General features: G+C 71.4%; 21 protein-coding genes. 11 read left to right on the forward strand and 10 right to left on the reverse strand.

Translation table 11 applies throughout. The features are described from left to right. The first annotated feature begins 146 nt into the window (after positions 1–146). Positions 147–1,412, forward strand: a complete 1,266-nt coding sequence (locus M3B01_RS05180) for an alkaline phosphatase family protein (protein ID WP_259789980.1) — start codon at positions 147–149, stop codon at positions 1,410–1,412. 8 nt (positions 1,413–1,420) lie between these two features. Here the strand turns inward: M3B01_RS05180 and M3B01_RS05185 are convergent, their stop codons facing one another. Further along, entirely contained in the window at positions 1,421–2,122 is a 702-nt protein-coding gene (locus tag M3B01_RS05185) for a hypothetical protein (RefSeq protein ID WP_259789982.1), read from the reverse strand. A gap of 108 nt (positions 2,123–2,230) precedes the next feature. On the opposite strand from M3B01_RS05185, the gene M3B01_RS05190 reads away from it, so the two are divergent. Further along, entirely contained in the window at positions 2,231–3,463 is a 1,233-nt protein-coding gene (locus tag M3B01_RS05190) for a MalY/PatB family protein (protein WP_259789983.1), read from the forward strand. Here M3B01_RS05190 and M3B01_RS05195 read toward each other — a convergent pair. Together M3B01_RS05195 and M3B01_RS05200 are read right to left on the reverse strand one after the other, a co-directional pair. Then, positions 3,450–3,584: a hypothetical protein gene (locus tag M3B01_RS05195; RefSeq protein WP_259789984.1), complete on the reverse strand. Its 135-nt coding sequence runs from the start codon at positions 3,582–3,584 to the stop codon at positions 3,450–3,452. The two genes, M3B01_RS05190 and M3B01_RS05195, sit on opposite strands and share 14 nt — an antisense overlap. 26 nt (positions 3,585–3,610) lie before the next feature. Next, positions 3,611–4,441, reverse strand: a complete 831-nt coding sequence (locus tag M3B01_RS05200) for an alpha/beta hydrolase fold domain-containing protein (RefSeq protein WP_193865693.1) — start codon at positions 4,439–4,441, stop codon at positions 3,611–3,613. 56 nt (positions 4,442–4,497) lie between these two features. Between M3B01_RS05200 and M3B01_RS05205 the strand changes: the two genes are divergently transcribed. Then, positions 4,498–4,968, forward strand: a complete 471-nt coding sequence (locus M3B01_RS05205; protein ID WP_259789986.1) for an SRPBCC family protein — start codon at positions 4,498–4,500, stop codon at positions 4,966–4,968. 53 nt (positions 4,969–5,021) lie between these two features. On the opposite strand, the gene M3B01_RS05210 is transcribed toward M3B01_RS05205, so the two are convergent. Next, positions 5,022–6,203 (reverse strand): MFS transporter, encoded by a 1,182-nt coding sequence (locus M3B01_RS05210; protein ID WP_259789987.1) that lies wholly within the window; start codon positions 6,201–6,203, stop codon positions 5,022–5,024. 527 nt (positions 6,204–6,730) lie between these two features. Here M3B01_RS05210 and M3B01_RS05215 point away from each other — a divergent pair. The 4 genes from M3B01_RS05215 to M3B01_RS05230 all read left to right on the forward strand — a co-directional run bounded on the left by M3B01_RS05215 (position 6,731) and on the right by M3B01_RS05230 (position 10,660). Further along, positions 6,731–7,060 carry a DUF3870 domain-containing protein gene (locus M3B01_RS05215; protein WP_259789989.1) on the forward strand — a complete coding sequence of 110 codons (330 nt, stop codon included), beginning with the start codon at positions 6,731–6,733 and terminating at the stop codon, positions 7,058–7,060. 247 nt (positions 7,061–7,307) lie between these two features. Continuing rightward, a complete protein-coding gene (locus tag M3B01_RS05220) occupies positions 7,308–8,462 on the forward strand; it encodes a DUF819 domain-containing protein (RefSeq protein ID WP_259789990.1) in 1,155 nt (384 codons plus the stop codon). Beyond that, positions 8,459–9,628: a dipeptide epimerase gene (locus tag M3B01_RS05225; protein WP_259789991.1), complete on the forward strand. Its 1,170-nt coding sequence runs from the start codon at positions 8,459–8,461 to the stop codon at positions 9,626–9,628. The genes M3B01_RS05220 and M3B01_RS05225 overlap by 4 nt, the downstream gene beginning before the upstream one ends. A 27-nt stretch (positions 9,629–9,655) precedes the next feature. Next, positions 9,656–10,660: a C40 family peptidase gene (locus tag M3B01_RS05230; RefSeq protein ID WP_259789992.1), complete on the forward strand. Its 1,005-nt coding sequence runs from the start codon at positions 9,656–9,658 to the stop codon at positions 10,658–10,660. A gap of 117 nt (positions 10,661–10,777) precedes the next feature. Here M3B01_RS05230 and M3B01_RS05235 read toward each other — a convergent pair whose 3' ends face one another. Next, on the reverse strand, positions 10,778–11,572 hold the full coding sequence (locus tag M3B01_RS05235) for a serine hydrolase (protein ID WP_259789994.1): 795 nt from the start codon (positions 11,570–11,572) through the stop codon (positions 10,778–10,780). An 84-nt stretch (positions 11,573–11,656) separates the two neighbouring features. On the opposite strand from M3B01_RS05235, the gene nadE reads away from it, so the two are divergent. Next, positions 11,657–12,481 (forward strand): ammonia-dependent NAD(+) synthetase, encoded by an 825-nt coding sequence (nadE, locus tag M3B01_RS05240; protein ID WP_259789996.1) that lies wholly within the window; start codon positions 11,657–11,659, stop codon positions 12,479–12,481. A gap of 7 nt (positions 12,482–12,488) precedes the next feature. Here nadE and M3B01_RS05245 read toward each other — a convergent pair whose 3' ends face one another. The 3 genes from M3B01_RS05245 to M3B01_RS05255 all read right to left on the reverse strand — a co-directional run bounded on the left by M3B01_RS05245 (position 12,489) and on the right by M3B01_RS05255 (position 13,572). After that, positions 12,489–12,662 carry a hypothetical protein gene (locus M3B01_RS05245; RefSeq protein WP_259789998.1) on the reverse strand — a complete coding sequence of 58 codons (174 nt, stop codon included), beginning with the start codon at positions 12,660–12,662 and terminating at the stop codon, positions 12,489–12,491. A 143-nt stretch (positions 12,663–12,805) separates the two neighbouring features. Next, complete coding sequence (locus tag M3B01_RS05250; RefSeq protein WP_259789999.1) at positions 12,806–13,000, reverse strand: CsbD family protein; 195 nt, start codon at positions 12,998–13,000, stop codon at positions 12,806–12,808. Between the two features lie 146 nt (positions 13,001–13,146). Continuing rightward, the gene (locus tag M3B01_RS05255) at positions 13,147–13,572 is read right to left on the reverse strand and encodes a hypothetical protein (protein ID WP_259790001.1); all 426 of its coding nucleotides are present in this window, start codon (positions 13,570–13,572) and stop codon (positions 13,147–13,149) included. An 88-nt stretch (positions 13,573–13,660) separates the two neighbouring features. Here M3B01_RS05255 and M3B01_RS05260 point away from each other — a divergent pair, with 88 nt between their 5' ends. From M3B01_RS05260 to M3B01_RS05270, 3 genes are read left to right on the forward strand one after another with little or no spacing between them, the layout of a single operon-like run. Further along, positions 13,661–13,837, forward strand: coding sequence for a hypothetical protein (locus tag M3B01_RS05260; protein WP_259790003.1), 177 nt, complete (start codon positions 13,661–13,663; stop codon positions 13,835–13,837). Between the two features lie 41 nt (positions 13,838–13,878). After that, on the forward strand, positions 13,879–15,267 hold the full coding sequence (locus M3B01_RS05265) for an NADP-dependent succinic semialdehyde dehydrogenase (protein ID WP_259790005.1): 1,389 nt from the start codon (positions 13,879–13,881) through the stop codon (positions 15,265–15,267). Further along, positions 15,267–15,746 (forward strand): NUDIX hydrolase, encoded by a 480-nt coding sequence (locus tag M3B01_RS05270; protein ID WP_259790007.1) that lies wholly within the window; start codon positions 15,267–15,269, stop codon positions 15,744–15,746. Before M3B01_RS05265 ends, M3B01_RS05270 begins: the two co-directional genes overlap by 1 nt. A gap of 65 nt (positions 15,747–15,811) precedes the next feature. On the opposite strand, the gene M3B01_RS05275 is transcribed toward M3B01_RS05270, so the two are convergent. Together M3B01_RS05275 and M3B01_RS05280 are read right to left on the reverse strand one after the other, a co-directional pair. After that, positions 15,812–16,942 (reverse strand): alpha/beta fold hydrolase, encoded by a 1,131-nt coding sequence (locus tag M3B01_RS05275; RefSeq protein ID WP_259790009.1) that lies wholly within the window; start codon positions 16,940–16,942, stop codon positions 15,812–15,814. A gap of 327 nt (positions 16,943–17,269) precedes the next feature. Beyond that, on the reverse strand, positions 17,270–17,758 hold the full coding sequence (locus tag M3B01_RS05280; RefSeq protein WP_259790011.1) for a DUF421 domain-containing protein: 489 nt from the start codon (positions 17,756–17,758) through the stop codon (positions 17,270–17,272). Positions 17,759–17,899: the final 141 nt, after the last annotated feature.

The following is a 17,899-nucleotide window of genomic DNA, read 5'->3' on the forward strand; positions in this document are numbered from 1 at the left end:
TCGGCGACGGGGACGCGCACCCCGACCGGACTTCGTCGGCTGTTCACCTGGCCGTGGCCGCCCGGTCACCGCGGGATTCCACGTGGGAAATCCTGTCCTCGTACGTTCGTGCTGCTGCCGGCGCGGGACGAGGAGGGGGGTGCACCGTGGACCAGGGCCGCACCCTTGTGATCGCTGTCGATGGGCTCGATGCCGCCGACCTGGCCGACGGGCCGCTCACCGATCCGGGATCGCCGCTGCGCGACGCCCTGCTCCGCCATGCCGTTCCTCTGGAGATCCGAACCGGCGGTCCCTCCGAGCCCTCACCGGCCCTGGTGAGCCTGATGACCGGCGCCTCGGTGGGGCACACCGGTGTGGCGATGGAGCTCGCCTTCGATCCGGCCGAGCCGGCCGTGGGGGGCGTGTGGTACCACGACGACCTGCGGATCCCCACCCTGCTGGAAGTGGCGCGGTCCCGGGGGGCCGTGACCTGCGCGCTCCAGTGGCCGGCCACAGCCGGGAGCGGGGTTGACCTGTGCCTGCCCCTGGTGGAGGACCTGCGCCGCTATCGCGACCGCTGGAGCATGGCCGAGCAGACCAGCTCCCCGCGGATGGTGGCCGAGCACCTGCGGCACCGGCGGGAGGCCGGGCTGCACCTGTCCCAGATCGAGCCCGACTCCCTGGTGGGGCAGGTGAGTGAGGAGGCTCTGTCCGGCGGCCGGGTGGACCTGGCGATGGTCCGGCTCAGCGGGCTGGGTCGGGCACGGCGCCGCGAGGGGTGCACCTCCTCCGCCGCGAGGCGGGCCCTGGCGGTCACGGTGGAGGCCCTGGACCGTCTGGTGGTCGCGTTCGCCGCCACCGAGGAGGATCGGATCGTGCTGGTGCCGGGGCGTCCCCTGGTGCCCGTGGAGCTGCTGGTCCACCCCAATGCCGTGCTGGAGCGCCATGGCCTGGTGCGCACCGACGGCCCGCGGCTGGCCGGCTTCCGGGCACTGGTGTGGCCCGACGGCCCGCGCGGGGTGCTCCACGTGCGGCGCGGCGAGAGTCCCTCCGTCGGCCGTGCGGCGATGGAGGCCCTCGCCGAGGTCGCCGCGCACTACCGGCTGAGGCTGCGGCCGGTCGACGACGGGGTGGGGGCCACCGCTCAGACCGACGTGATCGCGGTGCTGGAGGGGACCCCGGGCACCGTGTTCGGCCTGTCCCCCACGCACCGTCCCCTGGTCGAGGGCGATGACCCGTACTACGCGGGGCCGCGTGCCGTGGCCGATCCCGCCGCGTCCACCACGGTGCTGGGGAGCGGTCCGGGCCTGCCCGGCACGAGGGTGGAGGGCGGCTGGGCCGATCTGGGCGTGACCCTGGCGGAGTCGATGGGGCTCGTCCTTCCCGCGGCGACGGCCTCCGGGATGCGCCCGGCCGCACTCGCCCAGGCCTGAGACCCCGGTCAGCGGATCCGGCGCAGCAGATCCATCAGCGCGTCCCATCCGCGCTGCACCGGGCCGACGGTCTCCTCGGCGAGGCGGTCGCGCAGGTCCTCGAGCGCGGGGGCATGGCGGGCGATGTGGTGGTCGCCGTCGTGGACCGCGTCGTCCACGTCCCCTCCCTGCACCTCTCGCGGGGACACGGCGAGCGCGAGGGCGATGTCCACCCGGTCGGTGCCATCGGCGTCCAGCACCACCTCGATGGCGTCGACATCGGGCAGGCCGTCCTCCGCGAGGTCCCGTCGCAGCATCGCGAAGGCCTCGTCGAGCGCGGCGGCCCGGCCCTGATCGGCGCGGACCGCCTGACGCAGCGGCACCGCCACGAGGTTCCCGTCGACGTCCGCCACGGAGGAGATCACCTCGTGCTCACCGGCGGGCCGGCCCTGGTCGTGCAGGGCGATCCTCTGCACCACCAGGCGCAGCACGCCGCTGGGGGCGCAGGGGCCGAGCACGTCCCGCAGCCGCCCCGGAGCGGCGGTGCGGCCCTGCCACAGCACGTACTGTCCGGGGGCAGGTTCCTGGCTGGTCACGGGCACATGGTAGCTGGCCGTCCGATGTCTCAGTCGGTGGGTTCGCAGCTCGTCGTACAGGGCCGTGCGGTGGGTGAGCGCCTCCTGGTCGTGCACCAGGACGCGGTAGTAGTCGTTGAGCTTCTGGTTACGCATTGTTCGTGTCGCAAAGTTCTGCTTATACATGCAGGTCCCAGGCCATAAGAACCCACTTCATCGGCGATCACGGTTTCGCAGGAGCGGTGCTGCGCGTTTCCTGTCATGATGAGAAGTCCGTTCACCGCCGCGCACCGCGCCCCGCCCTCGAAGGAGACACCCGTGCCCCTGGCTCAGAGCCTGGATGCGATCACCGTGGATCACCTGCGCTCGACCGGGGCGCTCAAGTGGAGCCTGCCCGATGAGGTCACCGGCGCCTTCGTGGCGGAGATGGACTACGGCACCTCGCCAGCGATCGTGGCCGCCCTGGAACAGGCGGTGCAGGTGGGATGCTTCGGCTACCCCACCCCGGAGCTGGCCCAGGAGCTCCAGGAGGCCACCGCCCGACGGCTCGCCGGCGCGCACGGCTGGGAGGTGGCACCCGAGGACGTCCACCCCGTCCCGGACGTGATCTCGGTGCTCGAGAAGGCGATCACGCTGACCACGGACCCGGCCACGCCGGTGGTGGTCCCCACCCCGGCCTACATGAACTTCTTCAACACCATCCGGGGCCTGGGCCGCGAGGTCATCGAGGTGCCCATGGTGCTCGACGAACAGGGCCTGTTCCGTATGGACCTGCCCGCCATCCGGGCGGCCATCACCGGCAGCGGGGCGCAGCTGGTGACGCTGTGCAACCCCCACAACCCCACCGGGCGGGTCTTCACGCGCCGGGAGCTCGCGGAGCTCTCCGAGGTGATCGAGCAGACCGGTGCCCGGGTGTTCGCCGACGAGATCTGGGCGCCCCTGGTGTTCTCGGGCCACACCCACCTCCCCTACGCCTCCCTGAGCCCCCGCACGGCCGCGCACACGATCACGGCCGTGGCCGCGTCGAAGGGCTGGAACATCCCCGGGCTCAAGTGCGCCCAGGCGGTGCTGAGCAGCGACAGGGATCGGGAGGCGTGGGCGCGGATCCAGCCGCCGAGCTGGCACCGGGTCGCCCCGTTGGGCATGGTGGGCACCATCGCGGCCTACCGCGATCGCTCGGGGTGGATCGAGGAGGTCACCGCGTACATCGAGGACTGCACCGCGATGGTGGCCGATGCCCTGGCCCGGAGTGCGCCGGCCGCGCGGATGAGCAGGCCCCAGGCGACCTACGTGTGCTGGATCGACCTGAGCGCCCTCGAGGTGCCCGCCCCGGCCTCCGCACACCTCCAGCAGGCCGCTCGCCTGCTGCCCACGGACGGCGCTTCCTGCGGGGAGGTGGGGCGCGACCACATCCGGCTGATCGCCGCGATGCCGCGCCCTGTGCTGCGCGAGTCCCTGGAGCGCATGACCCGGGAGCTGGCGCTCAGATCCCGCTGAGCTCGCCCGGGAGCACGGAGGAGCCGCTCAGCAGCAGCTCGGCGTCCGTGACGGTGCCGGTCAGGATCTTGGCGCGCGAGGAGAGGATCGATGTGCGGGTGATCTCGCGCGCGCGCTCCACGGAGTGACGGGTGAGCGCCGGGGCGCTCAGGCGCGGGGTATGGCCCGCTCGAGGTCGAGGGCTCGGCGCACCGCGCTGATCTGGGAGCGGCGGGCGGCCTGGGCCACCGGGCCCACCTGCTGCAGGGGGTAGCTGTGCCCGCCCTCGACGGCCTCGTGGATCTCGAGCTCCACCCCGGCGGCGCGCAGCTTCTCACTGAGCCTCCGTGAATCGGCCAGCAGCGGGTCGCTGCCGCCGACGCTCAGGTGCACGGGCGGCAGCCCCTCCATGGGGCCGCGCAGCGGGTTCAGGCGCGGGTCGTCGCGATCAGCGCCGTCGGCGTACAGCTCGGCGGCCTCACGCAGCTCGGGCCGCAGCAGCCGCTCCTCGGTGAGGTCCAGCCAGGGGGTGGTGAGCATCAGCAGGGCGGGCTGGGCGCCCCCGTGCTCGCGTAGCGCCTGGGCCACGGCGAGCGCGAGGCCGCCGCCGGCACCGTCGCCGGAGAGCACCCAGTGGCCCGGCCGCACCTCGGCCTTGCGGGTCAGGGACAGGACCGCCTGGAGGGCGTCGTCGAAGGCGTGCGGGAAGGGGTGGCGCGGAGGCACGCGGTAGTGCACCATTGCGGCGGCCACGTCGGAGCGTCGCCGCACGTCCTCCAGCCACTCCCAGGTCTTCTGGTCCGCACCGCGCAGGAAGGCACCGCCGTGCAGGTGCACGATGGCCGCGCCACCCGCGCCACCCGCGCGATCCGGGTCGATCCAGGTGGTGGGCACGTGGTGGTGCCGTCGGCGCTCCACCAGGCGGCGGTCCACGAGGTCGCGAGCCGGCTTGGACGGTCCCTGGGCCCACAGATGGCTAAGCGCGCGCACGATGCTCATGCCCTGCATCCTCCCATGTCCGCCGCCGCCGCGCCCGGACGGAACTACCATCAGCCATGGCCACTCACCAGCTCCGCCTCAGCCGCCAGATCCCCGCCACCGCCGAGCAGGTGTGGGCGGTGATCGCCGACATCGAAGCCGCGCCCCACACCCTCCGCGACGTGCTCGCGGTGGACCTGCAGACCCAGGGTCCCTACGGCGTGGGCACCCGCTGGATCGAGACGCGGAAGATGTTCGGCTTCGAGGGCAGCCAGGAGATGCAGGTGGTCGAGGCCGATGCACCCCGCCGCACCGTCGTGGTGGCCGAGGCCGGCGGTGCCGACTACCGCACGGAGTTCATCCTCTCCCCGATCTCCGGCTCGCCGGATGCGACCCAGTTGACGATGGTGTTCACCGCCGTCCCGCAGTCCCGCGGCGGCCTGAAGGGGAAGCTGATGGGTGTGATGGCGAAGGTCGGATTGAAGGCCACCCGCAGGGCGATGGAGCAGGACCTCGAGGACATCGCCGCGGCGGCCGCCCGGCGCTGATCAGCGGCGTCAGCGCCGTCGGCCCTGATCAGTGCTCGCAGCGCTGAGCAGGGTTATGAGCGCGCCGCGCGCCCCATCTCGTCGTCGACGAAGGCGGGCCTGGCGGCGCGGAAGCCGACCACACCCAGGGCGAGTCCGGTCACGGCCATCATCGTGAGCATGGTGTGCGCGGAGCCGGTGGCGTCCAGCACCACTCCCGCGGTGATCGAGCCGGCGGCGGCGATCAGGTACCCCACCGGCTGCACCATCCCGGACAGCCTCGCGGTCACCAGCGGGTCGCGGCTCCGGGCGGGGATGAGCGCGATCGCGGTGGGGAAGGCGAAGCCGCCGACGCCCAGCACGGCCGCCCACAGCAGTGCGCCTGCGGCGGGGGCCAGGATCAGTCCGATGTACCCGGCGGCGGTCAGCAGGCCCATGCCCAGGGCGATCAGCGGCAGGTGGCGGGAGCGCTCGATCACCGTGGGCATGACGAGCCCGCCCAGGATGCCCCAGGCCGCGACGGATCCGGTCACGAGGCCGGCATCGGCCGCGCTCATGCCGCCCTGGGTGAGGATCTGGGGCAGCAGGCCGAACTGCGTGTAGGCGTTCATGGACTGCAGACCGAACATCGCGGTGAGCGCCACCGCGGTGGGCGAGCGCAGGACGGAGGTTCGCAGCTCGCCCTGGGCGGCGTCGGGGGGGAAGTCGTGGCCGGTGCGGGCCAGCACGATCGTCCACACCACCACCGGCACCACGGCCAGCAGGCCCCAGAACCGCAGCGAGTCCTGCCAGCCCAGGGCCTCGTCCGTGATCAGGGGGACGGCGAAGGCGGAACCGCTGGCCCCGCCCACGCCCAGCAGGGTCGAGTACAGGGTCATCAGCGCCACGGTGCGGCGCCCGCCGTACTGCTTGATCCACGCCGGGACGATCACGTTGCCCAGCGCCGGTCCCACCAGGGCCAGCAGCGACAGCAGCGTGAACATCACGAAGGTGCTCGCCTGGGGGCGCAGCAGCAGGCCGGCCACCACCAGCACGAAGGACGCCACCACGGTGCCGGTCAGACCCACCCGCTTGGAGATCGGCACCGCCAGCGCACCCAGCACCCCGAAGGCCAGGCACGGCAGCGCGGTCAGCAGGCCCATCGCGAGCCCGCCCTGGCCGTGGAAGGCCACCACGTCCTCCAGCAGCGGGCCCAGGGACGTGGCACCGGGCCGCAGGTTCAGCGACACGGTGGCCACCGCGATCACGGCCAGCACGGCACCGATGGCGGGTGCTCCGGCAGCGGGGCCGCCCCGCCGTTCGGACCGGTGCGTGCGCGTCAGCCGACGCGGGCGCTCAGCCCTGGGCATGCGCTCGGGCCGGGGCGGGTGCTCAGCGCTGGGCATGTGCTCTGGCCGGGGCGGGTGCTCAGCGCTGGGCATGTGCTCTGGCCGGGCGGGGTCCTCGAGCCTAACCGGGGGCTCAGGCCGGGGCGCAGGGGTATCGGTCACCGCTCCCTTCTACACCCCACCGGCCGGTGTCTCCACATCGGAGGGCACACATCACCGAGCCGCCCGCCCTGCTCAGCCGCCCGCCCTGCTCGGCCGCCCTGCTCGGCCGCCCTGCTCGGCCGCCCACCCTGCTCGGCCGCCCGCGCTGCTCAGCCGCCCGCCCTGCTCGGCCGCCCGCCCTGCTCGGCCGCCCGCCCTCTCCGGCGGTTACGGGTGGGTACGTTCCAGGATCTGGAAGCGGGCGGCACAGTGCGGTCGCCGGGAACCGCCCCGCCACCGCGTACTGTCGTCCCATGGCCAGGACGATCTACGTGACCGGGGAGGCGAAGTCGCCGAGCAACAATCCGATCACCTCCCAGTACGGGTTGTTCTTCGTGGGCCTCGTGGTCGACACTGAGACCCACGCCATCCTCCGGGCCGACTGCACCGCGGCGCTCGCTCTCACCGTGGAGTTCGTGCGCGGGCTGCTCGAGGGCAGGAGTCTGCTGGAGGAAGACGCGCTGGTGGAGACCATCATCGATCGGTACCACGGGTCCTCTCAGCGGGCCATGACCGCCGCCGTGCGGAGCGCCGCTGCGAAGTACCGCGACCTGGTCGACGGCTCTGCCAGGACAACTGCATAACCTGTCGCTCGCCGTCAGCCCGGTACCTGACCGCACCGGATCCCGTCGGAAGCGCCCGGACAGGGCATCGACGCGCCGCCCCTCGTGGGCAGGCGCGAGGCGTGTCGCCGTCGGCGGCCACGCTGGTCGCCGCACCCCAGGAGGGCGGCCGTCCGCGATGCCCGTGCCGCCCCGCGGCAGGTCCGGTGCGCTTCCGATTTCTCTTTGCCCGGTCAGCGGGGTGTCGGCCCTTCCCGAAGGAGAACCGTTGATCACCGACGGCCTGCTCATGCTCGGCGTCCTGCTGGGCCTCTCATGCCTGCTCATCGTGCTGGAACGCACCACGGGCTGGAAGTTCTTCACGTTCGTGCCGGGCATGGTGCTGATGTACCTGCTCTGCGCCACCCTGAACTCCCTGGGCATGTTCGGCGACGCCGAGGAGACCCGCGCCCCCATAGCCGCGGTGAAGGACGTCGCCCTGCCGGCGATGATCTTCCTGTTCCTGTTCGGCTGCGACATCCGCAGGATCATCAAGCTGGGCCCGAAGCTGCTGCTGACCATGTTCGTGGCCGCCGCCTCACTCGCCGTGGGCATGGTGGCGGTGTACGCCGTGTTCCAGAGCGCCCTGCACGAGGAGTCCTGGAAGGCCCTGGGCGCCCTGCTGGCCTCCTGGACCGGCGGCAGCGCCAACATGGTCGCGGTGCAGGACATCCTCCAGGCACCGGAGAACATCTTCGGCTACGCCCTGATCACCGACACCATCGTGTACTCGGTATGGCTGATGGCGATGTTCTCCTCGGTGGCGGTCTCCGATCGCTTCAACCGCTTCACCAAGGCCAACACCTCCTATCTGGACTCCCACGCCGGCGCCGACCTCGCTGAGGAGAAGCGGGAGATCACCGTGACCTCCCTGGCGATCGTTGCCTTCGGCTCGATCTTCGTCTCCACCGTGGCGATCTGGATCGGTGGTCAGCTGCCCGAGCTGGGCGACGTGGTCAACGGCACCGCCTGGACCATCCTCATCGTGTCGCTGCTGGGCCTGATCGTGGCGCACACACCGCTGGGCAAGGTGGCCGGCTCGATGGAGGTGGGCACCCTTATGCTGTTCATCGTGATCGGCCAGATCGCCTCCGGCTCCGACTTCTCCGCCCTCACCCAGGCACCGCTGTACCTGCTGATCGGCTTCCTGGTGCTGCTGGTGCACGCCGTGATCATGGTGATCTACGCGAAGCTCACCCGCACCGAGCTGTTCTCGCTGGCCGTGGCCTCCACCGCGAACATCGGCGGTATCGCTTCCGCACCCGTCGTGGCCAGTGCCTTCAACCGGCAGCTGGTGCCGGTGGGCGTGCTGTTCGCGCTGATCGGCTCCTTCGCGGGCACGTGGATCGGCCTGGGTGCCGCTCAGCTGATGAGCATGCTGTGACCGGCCGCCCCGCTCCCCGCACCCCCGGCGGCACGCCTGAGCCCGCCTTGCTCGTCAGCGCCGCGGCGCTGGAGCTGGAGGTGGCGGCAGTGCGCATGCATCGCCACGCCGCTCCCCTGCTGCGTCCCTTCGTCACCGCCGCTCGGCGCACCGAGGCCGTGGAGTACCTGGCCATCGAGGTGGAGCTGCGCGCCGGAGTGATCGGGCAGGGAACCGCGGCCGACACCAAGCCCGTCACCGGGGAGGACCTGGCCTCGATCACCACTGCGGTGGAGGGACCGATCACCGCCGCCCTCACCGGGGCCCGTGGCACCATCGCCGAGCTGAGCGCCCTGCTGGCGCAATCGGTCCAGAGGGCCAGCAGTGCGCGCGCCGCGGTGGACGTGGCTCTGCACGACGCCTGGGGCAAGGCCGCAGGCCGCCCCCTGGTGGAACTGCTGGGTGGTGCGGTGCACACCCGCATCGAGTCGGACATGACCGTCTCCCTCGAGGAGCCGGAGGTGATGGCCCAGCACGCCCGCGCGGCCGCTGCTGAGGGCTACCGGGTGCTGAAGATCAAGCTGGGCAGGGACGTGGAGGAGGACCGTCGGCGCTTGGATGCCGTGCTCGAAGCGGTCCCCGGGGCCCGCCTGCGATTGGACGCCAACCAGGGCTGGAGCGTGCAGCAGGCCATCGAGATCATCGGCGCCTTCGAGGCCGACGGACTCCCCGTGGACCTCGTGGAGCAGCCCGTCGCGGCCGCCGACCTGGAGGGCATGGCGCAGGTGCGCCGCGCCGTCAGCACCCCGATCATGGCGGACGAGTCCGTATGGACCGCCGCCGATGCCCGCCGCATCGCAGAGCTCGGCGCCGCCGACATGCTCAACTTCAAACTGGCCAAGACCGGCGGAATCCCCGAGGCGATGGCCATCGCCGATGTGGCCCAGCACGCAGGCCTCACCTGCATGGTGGGGGCGATGATGGAGCCGAGCATCACGATCACGGGCGCCGCGCACGTGGCGCTGGCGCACCCGGCGATCACCATGGTGGACCTGGACTCCCCCGACTGGCTCACCACCCGCCACCCTTCCGGCGGCTACAAGGTCCAGGAGGGCTGGCTGGCGCTGACCGGCGGGCCCGGCCTGGGCATGGAGCTGCTGCGCCCCGACCAGGACCCGCCCCGGTAGGCCCGCACCGTCCCTGAGGAGAGACCGATGAACGCTTCGAATCCCACCCCTGACCCCAGCAGCCGCGCGGGCCACGCCGCGGGATCCGTCCCCCGCCCCGGGGATACCGCATTCGTCCAGGTCGCCGTGGCCACCGTGTGGGTGCGGCCGGGCCTGGACCGTGCGGGGATCGATGATCCCTCGCTGACCGTACCGGTGGACCTGGATGCCTGGAACTCCGCCATGGACGAGACCGAGACGCTGCGCTGGCTGACCGGCCGCCTGGAGACCCAGGCCCTGCTGGGTGCTCGTGTGATCGTCGATGAGGTCGACGGGCAGTGGGCACGCATCGTCGTCACCGATCAGCTCTCCCCGCGTGATCCCCGCGGTTACCCGGGGTGGGTGCCCCTGGCCCAGCTGAGTGTCGACCCGGGCTTCGCGCAGGCTGCGGCATCGTCCCCGACGGCGACGGTCACCGCCTCCCGCTCCCGTCTCATGGAGGACGCCGAGGGGACATCCCCCGGGATCGAGGTCTCCTTCGGGACCGTGCTGCCAGTGCTGAGGCGCACGGGGGCTGCGGTGGAGCTGGCGGTCCCCGGAGGCGGTACCCAGTACCTGCCCGAGGCCGACGTGGTGGTCCGGGAGCCGGGTGAGGTGCCCCCCACCCCGACGGTGGAGGAGGTGATCGCCACCGGTGAGCGCTTCCTGGGGCTGCGGTACCTGTGGTCGGGCATGAGTGCGTGGGGCTTCGACTGCTCGGGTTTCACCCACTCGGTGTTCCGTCACCACGGGATCACGATCCCCCGCGACGCCGGCCCGCAGCTGAACGGCTCCGGCTTCCCCCGGGTGGAGCGCGAGGACCTGCGCCGCGGCGATCTGGTGTTCTTCTCCGAGGGGCCCGGCAGCCCGGAGATCCGGCACGTGGCCCTGTACCTGGGCGATGACCTGATCATCCACGCCCCCAATGCCCCACGCACGATCGCTGTCGAGTCGCTCAGCGGGTACGACGTCAAGGGCGAGTACGCCGGGGCGGTGCGGGTGATCCAGCAGTGAGTTGAGGGCGGGTGGATGCCTGCGCGATCGGGAAGGAGTCCTCCACGGCGCGCACCTTCCGCCCCCGCTCCGGCAGAGTGTCCGTGCCAGCAGCGAGCGTTCCTGGTGAAGCAGTGGTCAGCGGGCCAGGTCCGGCAGCAGTTCCCGAACCCGTGCTCGGATCACCTCGTCAGCCTCGGCCTTGACCATGCCCGCGGTCATCACGGCCAGGTAGCGCACCTCGGGCCCGTCGGGATCCCCGATGAACGCCACGTCATGCCGGTAGCCGTCCACCCAACCGGACTTCGAGCCCACCGGCACCTCGGGCCGCAGGGCGCTGGAGATGATGGTGATGCGCTGGGCGGACATCGCTTCGCGGGTGAGCACGCGGTGATCGGGCTGCAGGTTCGAGGAGGTGCCCACCATGGCGCGCACGGTGCGCACCAGGTCCGCAGGGGTGGTCTCGAGGGTTAACCCCTGGTCGATGGCGGCCGCGTCGCCGATCAGTCGCTCCGCGCGGGTGGCGGTCAGGCCCAGCCCGTCGATGGCGGTGGCCACGGCCGGCAGCCCCACGAGCTCGATGAGGTGATCGGTGCCCTCGTTGCTGGAACGGTCGATCATCCGCACCGCGAGCTCGCGCACCGTGATCGGCTGCCCGTCGGCAGGGTGCGTGGGGTCCAGGTGGTCGCCGAACAGAGTGAACGGAGCACCGTCGACCCCGGTGAAGGTGCGCCTGGCCGGCTCGGTGCGGTCCAGGTCGAGGTGCCCGGCATCGACTGCGTTCAGCACTGCCATCAGCACATGGAGCTTGATGGTGCTGGCCGCGTAGAAGGGGCGGTCCGGGTCCTGGCTGTGGAGGAGGGAACCGTCGGCCCCGGCGAAGGCGATCGCAACGTGACGCTCGGTGGGCGGGGCGGCGGTGCTCAGGCTCATCCCCCCACACTAGCCGGGCGGTCAGGGGCTGCGCGCCACCGGTCAGTACCCCGAGCCCCGCGGCCCCGCCGTAGAATCGCGGCCATGAGGCCACTGCAGCAGCGCATCATCGACGAGACCGGCGTGAAGCCCACCATCGACCCCGCCGCGGAGATCGAGTCCCGCATCCAGTTCCTGGTGGACTACCTCGCGGCGACCCGCGCGAAGGGCTACGTGCTGGGCATCTCCGGGGGCGTGGACTCCACGGCCGCGGGGCGCCTCGCGCAGCTCGCGGTGGAGCGCGTGCGGGAGCAGGGCGGTGAAGCCCTGTTCGTGGGCGTGCGCCTGCCCTACGGGGTCCAGCACGACGAGGACGACGCCCAGGCGGCCCTCGACTTCATCGCCGCGGACCGCGAGGTCACCATCAACGTCTCCGGCGGGGTGGACGGCCTGTCCGAGGCGTACGCCGCGGGAATGGGCGAGGAGCTCACCGACTTCACCAAGGGCAACGCCAAGGCCCGGCTGCGGATGAGCACCCAGTACGCGATCGGCGGCGACCTGGGCCTGTTGGTGCTCGGCACCGACCAGGCGGCCGAGAACATCACCGGGTTCTTCACCAAGTTCGGCGACGGCGGCGCAGACCTGCTGCCCCTGTCGGGCCTGAACAAGCGCCAGGTACGGAGCCTGCTCCAGGAGCTCGGTGCTGCGGAGAGGCTGTGGGAGAAGGTCCCCACCGCGGACCTGCTGGACGGCACCCCCGGCCAGACCGACGAGGCCGAGCTGGGGCTGCGCTACGAGGACATCGACGACTACCTCGAGGGTCGCGAGATCGACCAGGCCGCCGCCGAGAAGCTCGAGACGATCTTCCTGCGCACCCGCCACAAGCGCGCCCTGCCGGTCACGGTGCACGACACCTGGTGGCGGGAGTGACCTGGAGTCAGTCCAGAATGTTGCTGTAGTACCGGTAGGCGTGGTACTCGGGCGGGCTTGAGCTGGCGCTCTCGATCACCTGGTCACGGGTGATGGACTCGTTGAAGCCGGGGGTGGGCAGCGGCTCCGGATCGTGCGCTGGAGCCCGGTCCGCGGTCCCACACGGGCCGACGGCGCGCACCGCTCCGGAGAGCTGTGCGCGCCGTCGGGGCGTGCTCGCGGACCAGCCGTGGCGTGCGCTGCGGTGTCCTGGCGGGGAGCCCGACGTCGGGACCCCTCCTCCAACCGCGGCGGTGGATCAGCGGTGGCCGGGCCGCGGAAGGATCACTTGGAGAAGCCGTCCTTCAGGTTCTTGGCGGCATCCTTGACGCTCTCGCCGGCCTGGCGGGTGTTCGCCTCGGCCTGGTCGCCACGGCCCTCGGCCTCGAGGGAGTGGTTGTCGGTGGCGTCACCGACGCCTGCCTTGGCCTTGCCGGAGGCCTCCTGGGCCTTGTTCTTGATCTTGTCGCCGAGGTTCATGTGCATTTCCCTTCGTCGGATCGTGCCCCGCGGGGCAGCCACGGTGCGGGTGCTCCGTGACGGTGGGGAGAACCTAGCGCACCGGCCTGACATGCGCATCCAGTCTTCCGAAAGACCGGGGAAGCAGCACGGGGCTGCGTTGCCTCTCAGTCGTGCGAGCGCCGCTGCGGGATCCCGGCACCCCACAGTGCGGCCGCGATGAGCAGCGGTTGGCCGAACAGGCGGGCCAGCCGCTTGGCGTCGGTGTCCAATCCGAAGGCGTCCACCTCCTCCAGGTACTGCGAGACGTTGCCGGGGAACACCGCGACGTAGAACGCGGCCAGCGCGACCCCCGTGAGCCGCCGATAGCGCGGCAGTGCGGTCAAGGACGCTCCCAGGGCGACCTCGACGACACCGGATCCCAGCACCACGATGTCCTCGGGGAAGTGCTGCCAGGAGGGGACCTGGGCGCGGAACTCGTCCCGGGCGAAGGTCAGGTGGGAGACCCCCGCGAAGGTCATGAACGCTCCCAGCCCGATCCGGGTCAGGTTCTGGGAGGTGGTGGCAGGTACGCGGCGCAGAAGGGATCTCATCGGTTCAGCGTACGGCTAAGGACTGCACGTCCCCGGAACGCCCGGTCGGCCCCAGGCGGCCCGGCCGCCCGGCTAGTACCGTCGAGGCATGAAGCCGATCCCCCCGTACGGGGCCCAGCACCGCGGGACGGTCACCTTCCGCGGCGGGGCCACCTGGGGCATGACGATCAGCGGGTCCTCCTTCGTCTCCGAGGAGGACGCGCAGCGCCTGATCGACCTGCACGACCGCGCGACCCGGTCCACCTCCGGGCTACCACAGGCCTGACCCCGAGCACTCACCCATCCACGTCGTCGAAGGAGCACATCATGGCCATTGCCACCGTCAACCCCGCCACCGGGGACACCGAGAAGACGTTCACCGCCCACGACGAGGCCGAGGTGGAGCGTCGCATCGCCCAGGCGCACGCCGCCCACGAGGAGCTGCGCGCCACCAGCTTCGCCCAGCGCGCCCAGTGGGCTCGCGCCACCGCGGACGTGCTGGAGGGCGACGTGGACGAGCTGGCCCGCATCGTCACCGTGGAGATGGGCAAGCCCATCGAGCAGTCCCGCGCCGAGATCACCAAGTCCGCGAACGCGCTGCGGTTCTACGCCGAGCACGCCGAGGGGTTTTTGGCGGACGAGGTGCTGGAGGACCCATCGGCCGTCGGCGCCTCACGGGCCTATGCGCGGTACCGGCCGCTGGGGCTGGTGCTGGCGGTGATGCCGTGGAACTTCCCTGTGTGGCAGGTGATCCGCTTCGCGGCACCGGCGCTGATGGCGGGCAACACCGGGGTGCTCAAGCACGCCTCGAACGTGCCGCAGACGGCCCTGTACCTCGACGAGCTGTTCGAGCGCGGAGGTTTCCCGGCCGGCGTGTTCCGCACCCTGCTGATCGGGTCGAAGCAGGTCGATGCGGTGATCCGCGACGCGCGGGTGAAGGCCGTGACGCTCACCGGGTCCGAGCCCGCCGGTCAGGCCGTCGCCGCGACCGCCGGTGAGGAGATCAAGACGACGGTGCTGGAGCTGGGCGGATCGGACCCGTTCATCGTGATGCCCAGCGCGGATCTGGACGCCGCCGTGGACACCGCCGTGGATGCACGGATGATGAACAACGGCCAGTCCTGCATCGCAGCCAAGCGGTTCATCATCCACGCCGACGTGTACGAGCAGTTCGCCGAGCGCTTCACGGAGAAGGTGCGACAGCTGCGGGTGGGCGACCCGCTGGATGCACAGGTGGATGTGGGGCCGCTGGCCAGCCAGGGCGGGGTGGACGATCTCGCGGAGCTGGTGGACGACGCCGTCGCCACGGGAGCCTCGGTGCTGGTGGGAGGCCCGGATGCAGTCGCGGACCTGCCCGGCGAGGGGTTCTACTACCCGCCGACGGTGATCGCCGATCTGCCCGAACGGGCCCGTATGACGCGCGAGGAGACCTTCGGTCCGGTCGCGGCGCTGTACAAGGTGGCCGATGCCCGGGAGGCGGTGCGGGTCGCGAACGCGACCAGCTTCGGCCTGTCCTCCTCCGTGTGGACCACCGATGCCCAGGAGCAGGAGTACTTCGTGCAGGAGGTCCAGGCCGGCGGGGTGTTCGTCAACGGGATGACGGTCTCGAACCCGGCACTGCCCTTCGGGGGGATCAAGCGCTCCGGCTACGGCCGTGAGCTGTCCGCGGCGGGGATCCGCGAGTTCTGCAACCTCACCACCGTGTGGGTGGCCTGATGCTCGTCCAACGGGCCCGCGGCGTGCTTCCCCGCATCTGGCGCTCCATGCCCTGGGTGCAGTGGCGGCTGCTGCGCCTGACCCAGCCCACCTTCCTGGTGGCGGTGTGCGCGCTGCTGAGAACCGAGGACGATGAGTTCCTGCTGGTGCGGAACACGTTCTGGCCGACGGGACAGCAGTGGGGCATGCCTTCCGGTTACCTCGAGCCGAACGAGTCCCTGGCCGAATGCGTCACCCGCGAGCTGCACGAGGAGATCGGCGGCGGTGTGGTGGAGGACATCCGGGTGCTGGACATGAGCACCGGCCACCGGATGCGGGTGGAGATCCTGCTCGAGGGCACCGTGCGGGACCTGCCCTCTCGCGACGAGCACGAATCCGTCGAGGTGTCGGACCACCGCCTGGCCACCATGGACACCCTGCCCGAGGATCTGCACGACGGGCACCGGGAGAAGCTGGAGGCGCACCTGCGGGAGGGGTGAGGGCACACTCGGCCGGCCGCACTCCTACAAGTACGCCCCTGCAGGTGCGCGGCCAGCGCACCCGATCATCGCTCGTGACTTCGGCGGCGCGGGACCAGGGGTGATAGGCGCATCAGCGAGCGCACGAGCGTGGCCGGGGTGAGCGCACGGGAGCGGTCGATCAGCGCCTCCAGCTCCTCTGCTGCAGCCATCACCGCCTGGGGACCCTCGGTGCTGACCAGGGTGAGTACGCGCCGGGCGGCCGCGGGATGGGAGTCCAGCAGGCTGTGGCCGGCGCCGCGCAGGGGCACCAGGTGGCTGTGCGGAGCGAGTTCGGTGATCCGTTCGGCCACCGACCGCGGGGTGCGCAGGTCCCGCTCCCCGGAGAGGAGGATGACCGGCATCGTGAATCCTCGGATCGTCGACGGCAGGTCGTAGGGCTCGCCCTCGAAGGGCGGGAAGCGTTGCGCGAGATCAGCGAAGGATGCCCCGGGATCGAAGGGCAGCCCGTCGGGCTCCGGGGCGTAGTTCAGTTCGCGGAAGGCGATCACCCCCACCAGGTCGAACTCCATCAGGAAGGGTCGACGCTCTCCGGTGTCCATGGGCTCCAGGGCGGCGATGCTCTTCCACGCGAAGCCCCCGGTGCCACGGCGCACCTGGTCGAGCAGACGCTCCAGCACCACGGGGCCGCAGTATTCGTAGACGATGCGAGCCACGACATCGGCCTCGGATCGGTGGACGGTGCCGTCGGCCACCAGCGCCCGGAGCTTGCCCGCGGCTCGCGCGGTGTCCTGCCCGGATCCGTGCAGCAGCCGGTCCCGGGAGGCAGCTCGTACGTCCAGGTGGTCCTGCGCTGTGAGCATTGCCGAGTCCAGCAGCAGGCAGGCGACGCGGTCCGGGTGCTCAACGGCGAAGGCCTGAGCGAGATAGGTGCCGTAGGAGCTTCCGTACACCGCGGCGCTCCGGATGTTCTCCGCGTCGAGCACGGCAGCGATGTCCTCGACGACGAACCGCATGCGCATGTCGTCCGCGCCGAGGTCGGCGCCGGTGGCGTCGCGCCGGGACAGGCCCACGCCACGGTGCTCGATCATCAGCAGATCGATGCTGTTGCGGCGCGCCCAGCTGCGCAGCCCGCCGTACAGCGTCGCGGTGCCGAGACCCGGCCCGCCGGGGATCACCACGACGGTGGGACGGCCGGGGAAGGGACCGGTGCGCATGTACGTCAGTGGAAAGGTCGACCCGGAGGCAGTGGGTGTGTCAACGGACCGGGTGCGGTGCCGGCGGCGCAAGCGGGCAGCTCGCGCCTCGTAGCGGCCTCGATCATGCCCCGTCCGTGCCCTCCTGCGGTTCCGTCCGTTCCCCATGCGGGGAAGGTACCGGCGCGCAGACCGTACGCGCCCCCGACTTTCGGTGGATCCTGTCCGACGAGGGGCGGGAGGCCGCGAACGGGAGTGGCCCCAGGGGGAGGCCAACGGCGAGAGCGAGGGTGGGGGGTGAGGGCGCACGCGGCCGGCCAGGGGATCCGTCCTCGATCCCGGCAGGCGTCAGTCTCCGATCAGCGCCTCGGGCACCAGGCGGCGGCCGTCCACATCGGCCAGCAGCGCGGCGTCGATCTTCTCGCCGGCCCGCACGATGGTGAGGCTGCCGCGGTTCTCCAGGATCACCAGCTCAGCGTCCTCCACGCGGTGGATCCCGGCTCGGCGCAACATGGCCATCAGGTGCTCGGGCTGGAGGTGGCGGCGCTTCAGGTGCGCAGCGATCACCTGACCGTTCACCATCACCACCGTGGGCTGCGGTCCCTTCAGGTGCAGCACCTTCGAGGCCCCCTCATGGATCCGGCCCATCAGCGACTCGAGCAGCATCAGGGTGCCGATCGCGATCAAGGCCCCCACCAGGGTGGGCGAGTTGCCCAGCATGGCGCGAGCCGCGATCGCCCCGAACAGCGCCACCAGGGTGAAGCTCAGCACCGAGGGGGCCGACATCAGCCGCGGCCCCAGCAGCTGCATCACCAGCGTGTACACGAGGTACAGCACGGTGGTGGAGATGACGACGCCCAGGGCTCCCCAGCCGTCGACGCCGATCTGGAACCACAGGGGGTGTGGGCTGACCCCGTTTCGTAGGTCCAGTCGTTATGAGAGTCGTCCTGTTGCCCGCGGTCGCGGGCAGGGAGACTG

It is taken from the genome of Brachybacterium sp. p3-SID957, assembly GCF_025144775.1.
In the GTDB taxonomy this organism is placed as follows: Bacteria; Actinomycetota; Actinomycetes; order Actinomycetales; family Dermabacteraceae; genus Brachybacterium; species Brachybacterium epidermidis.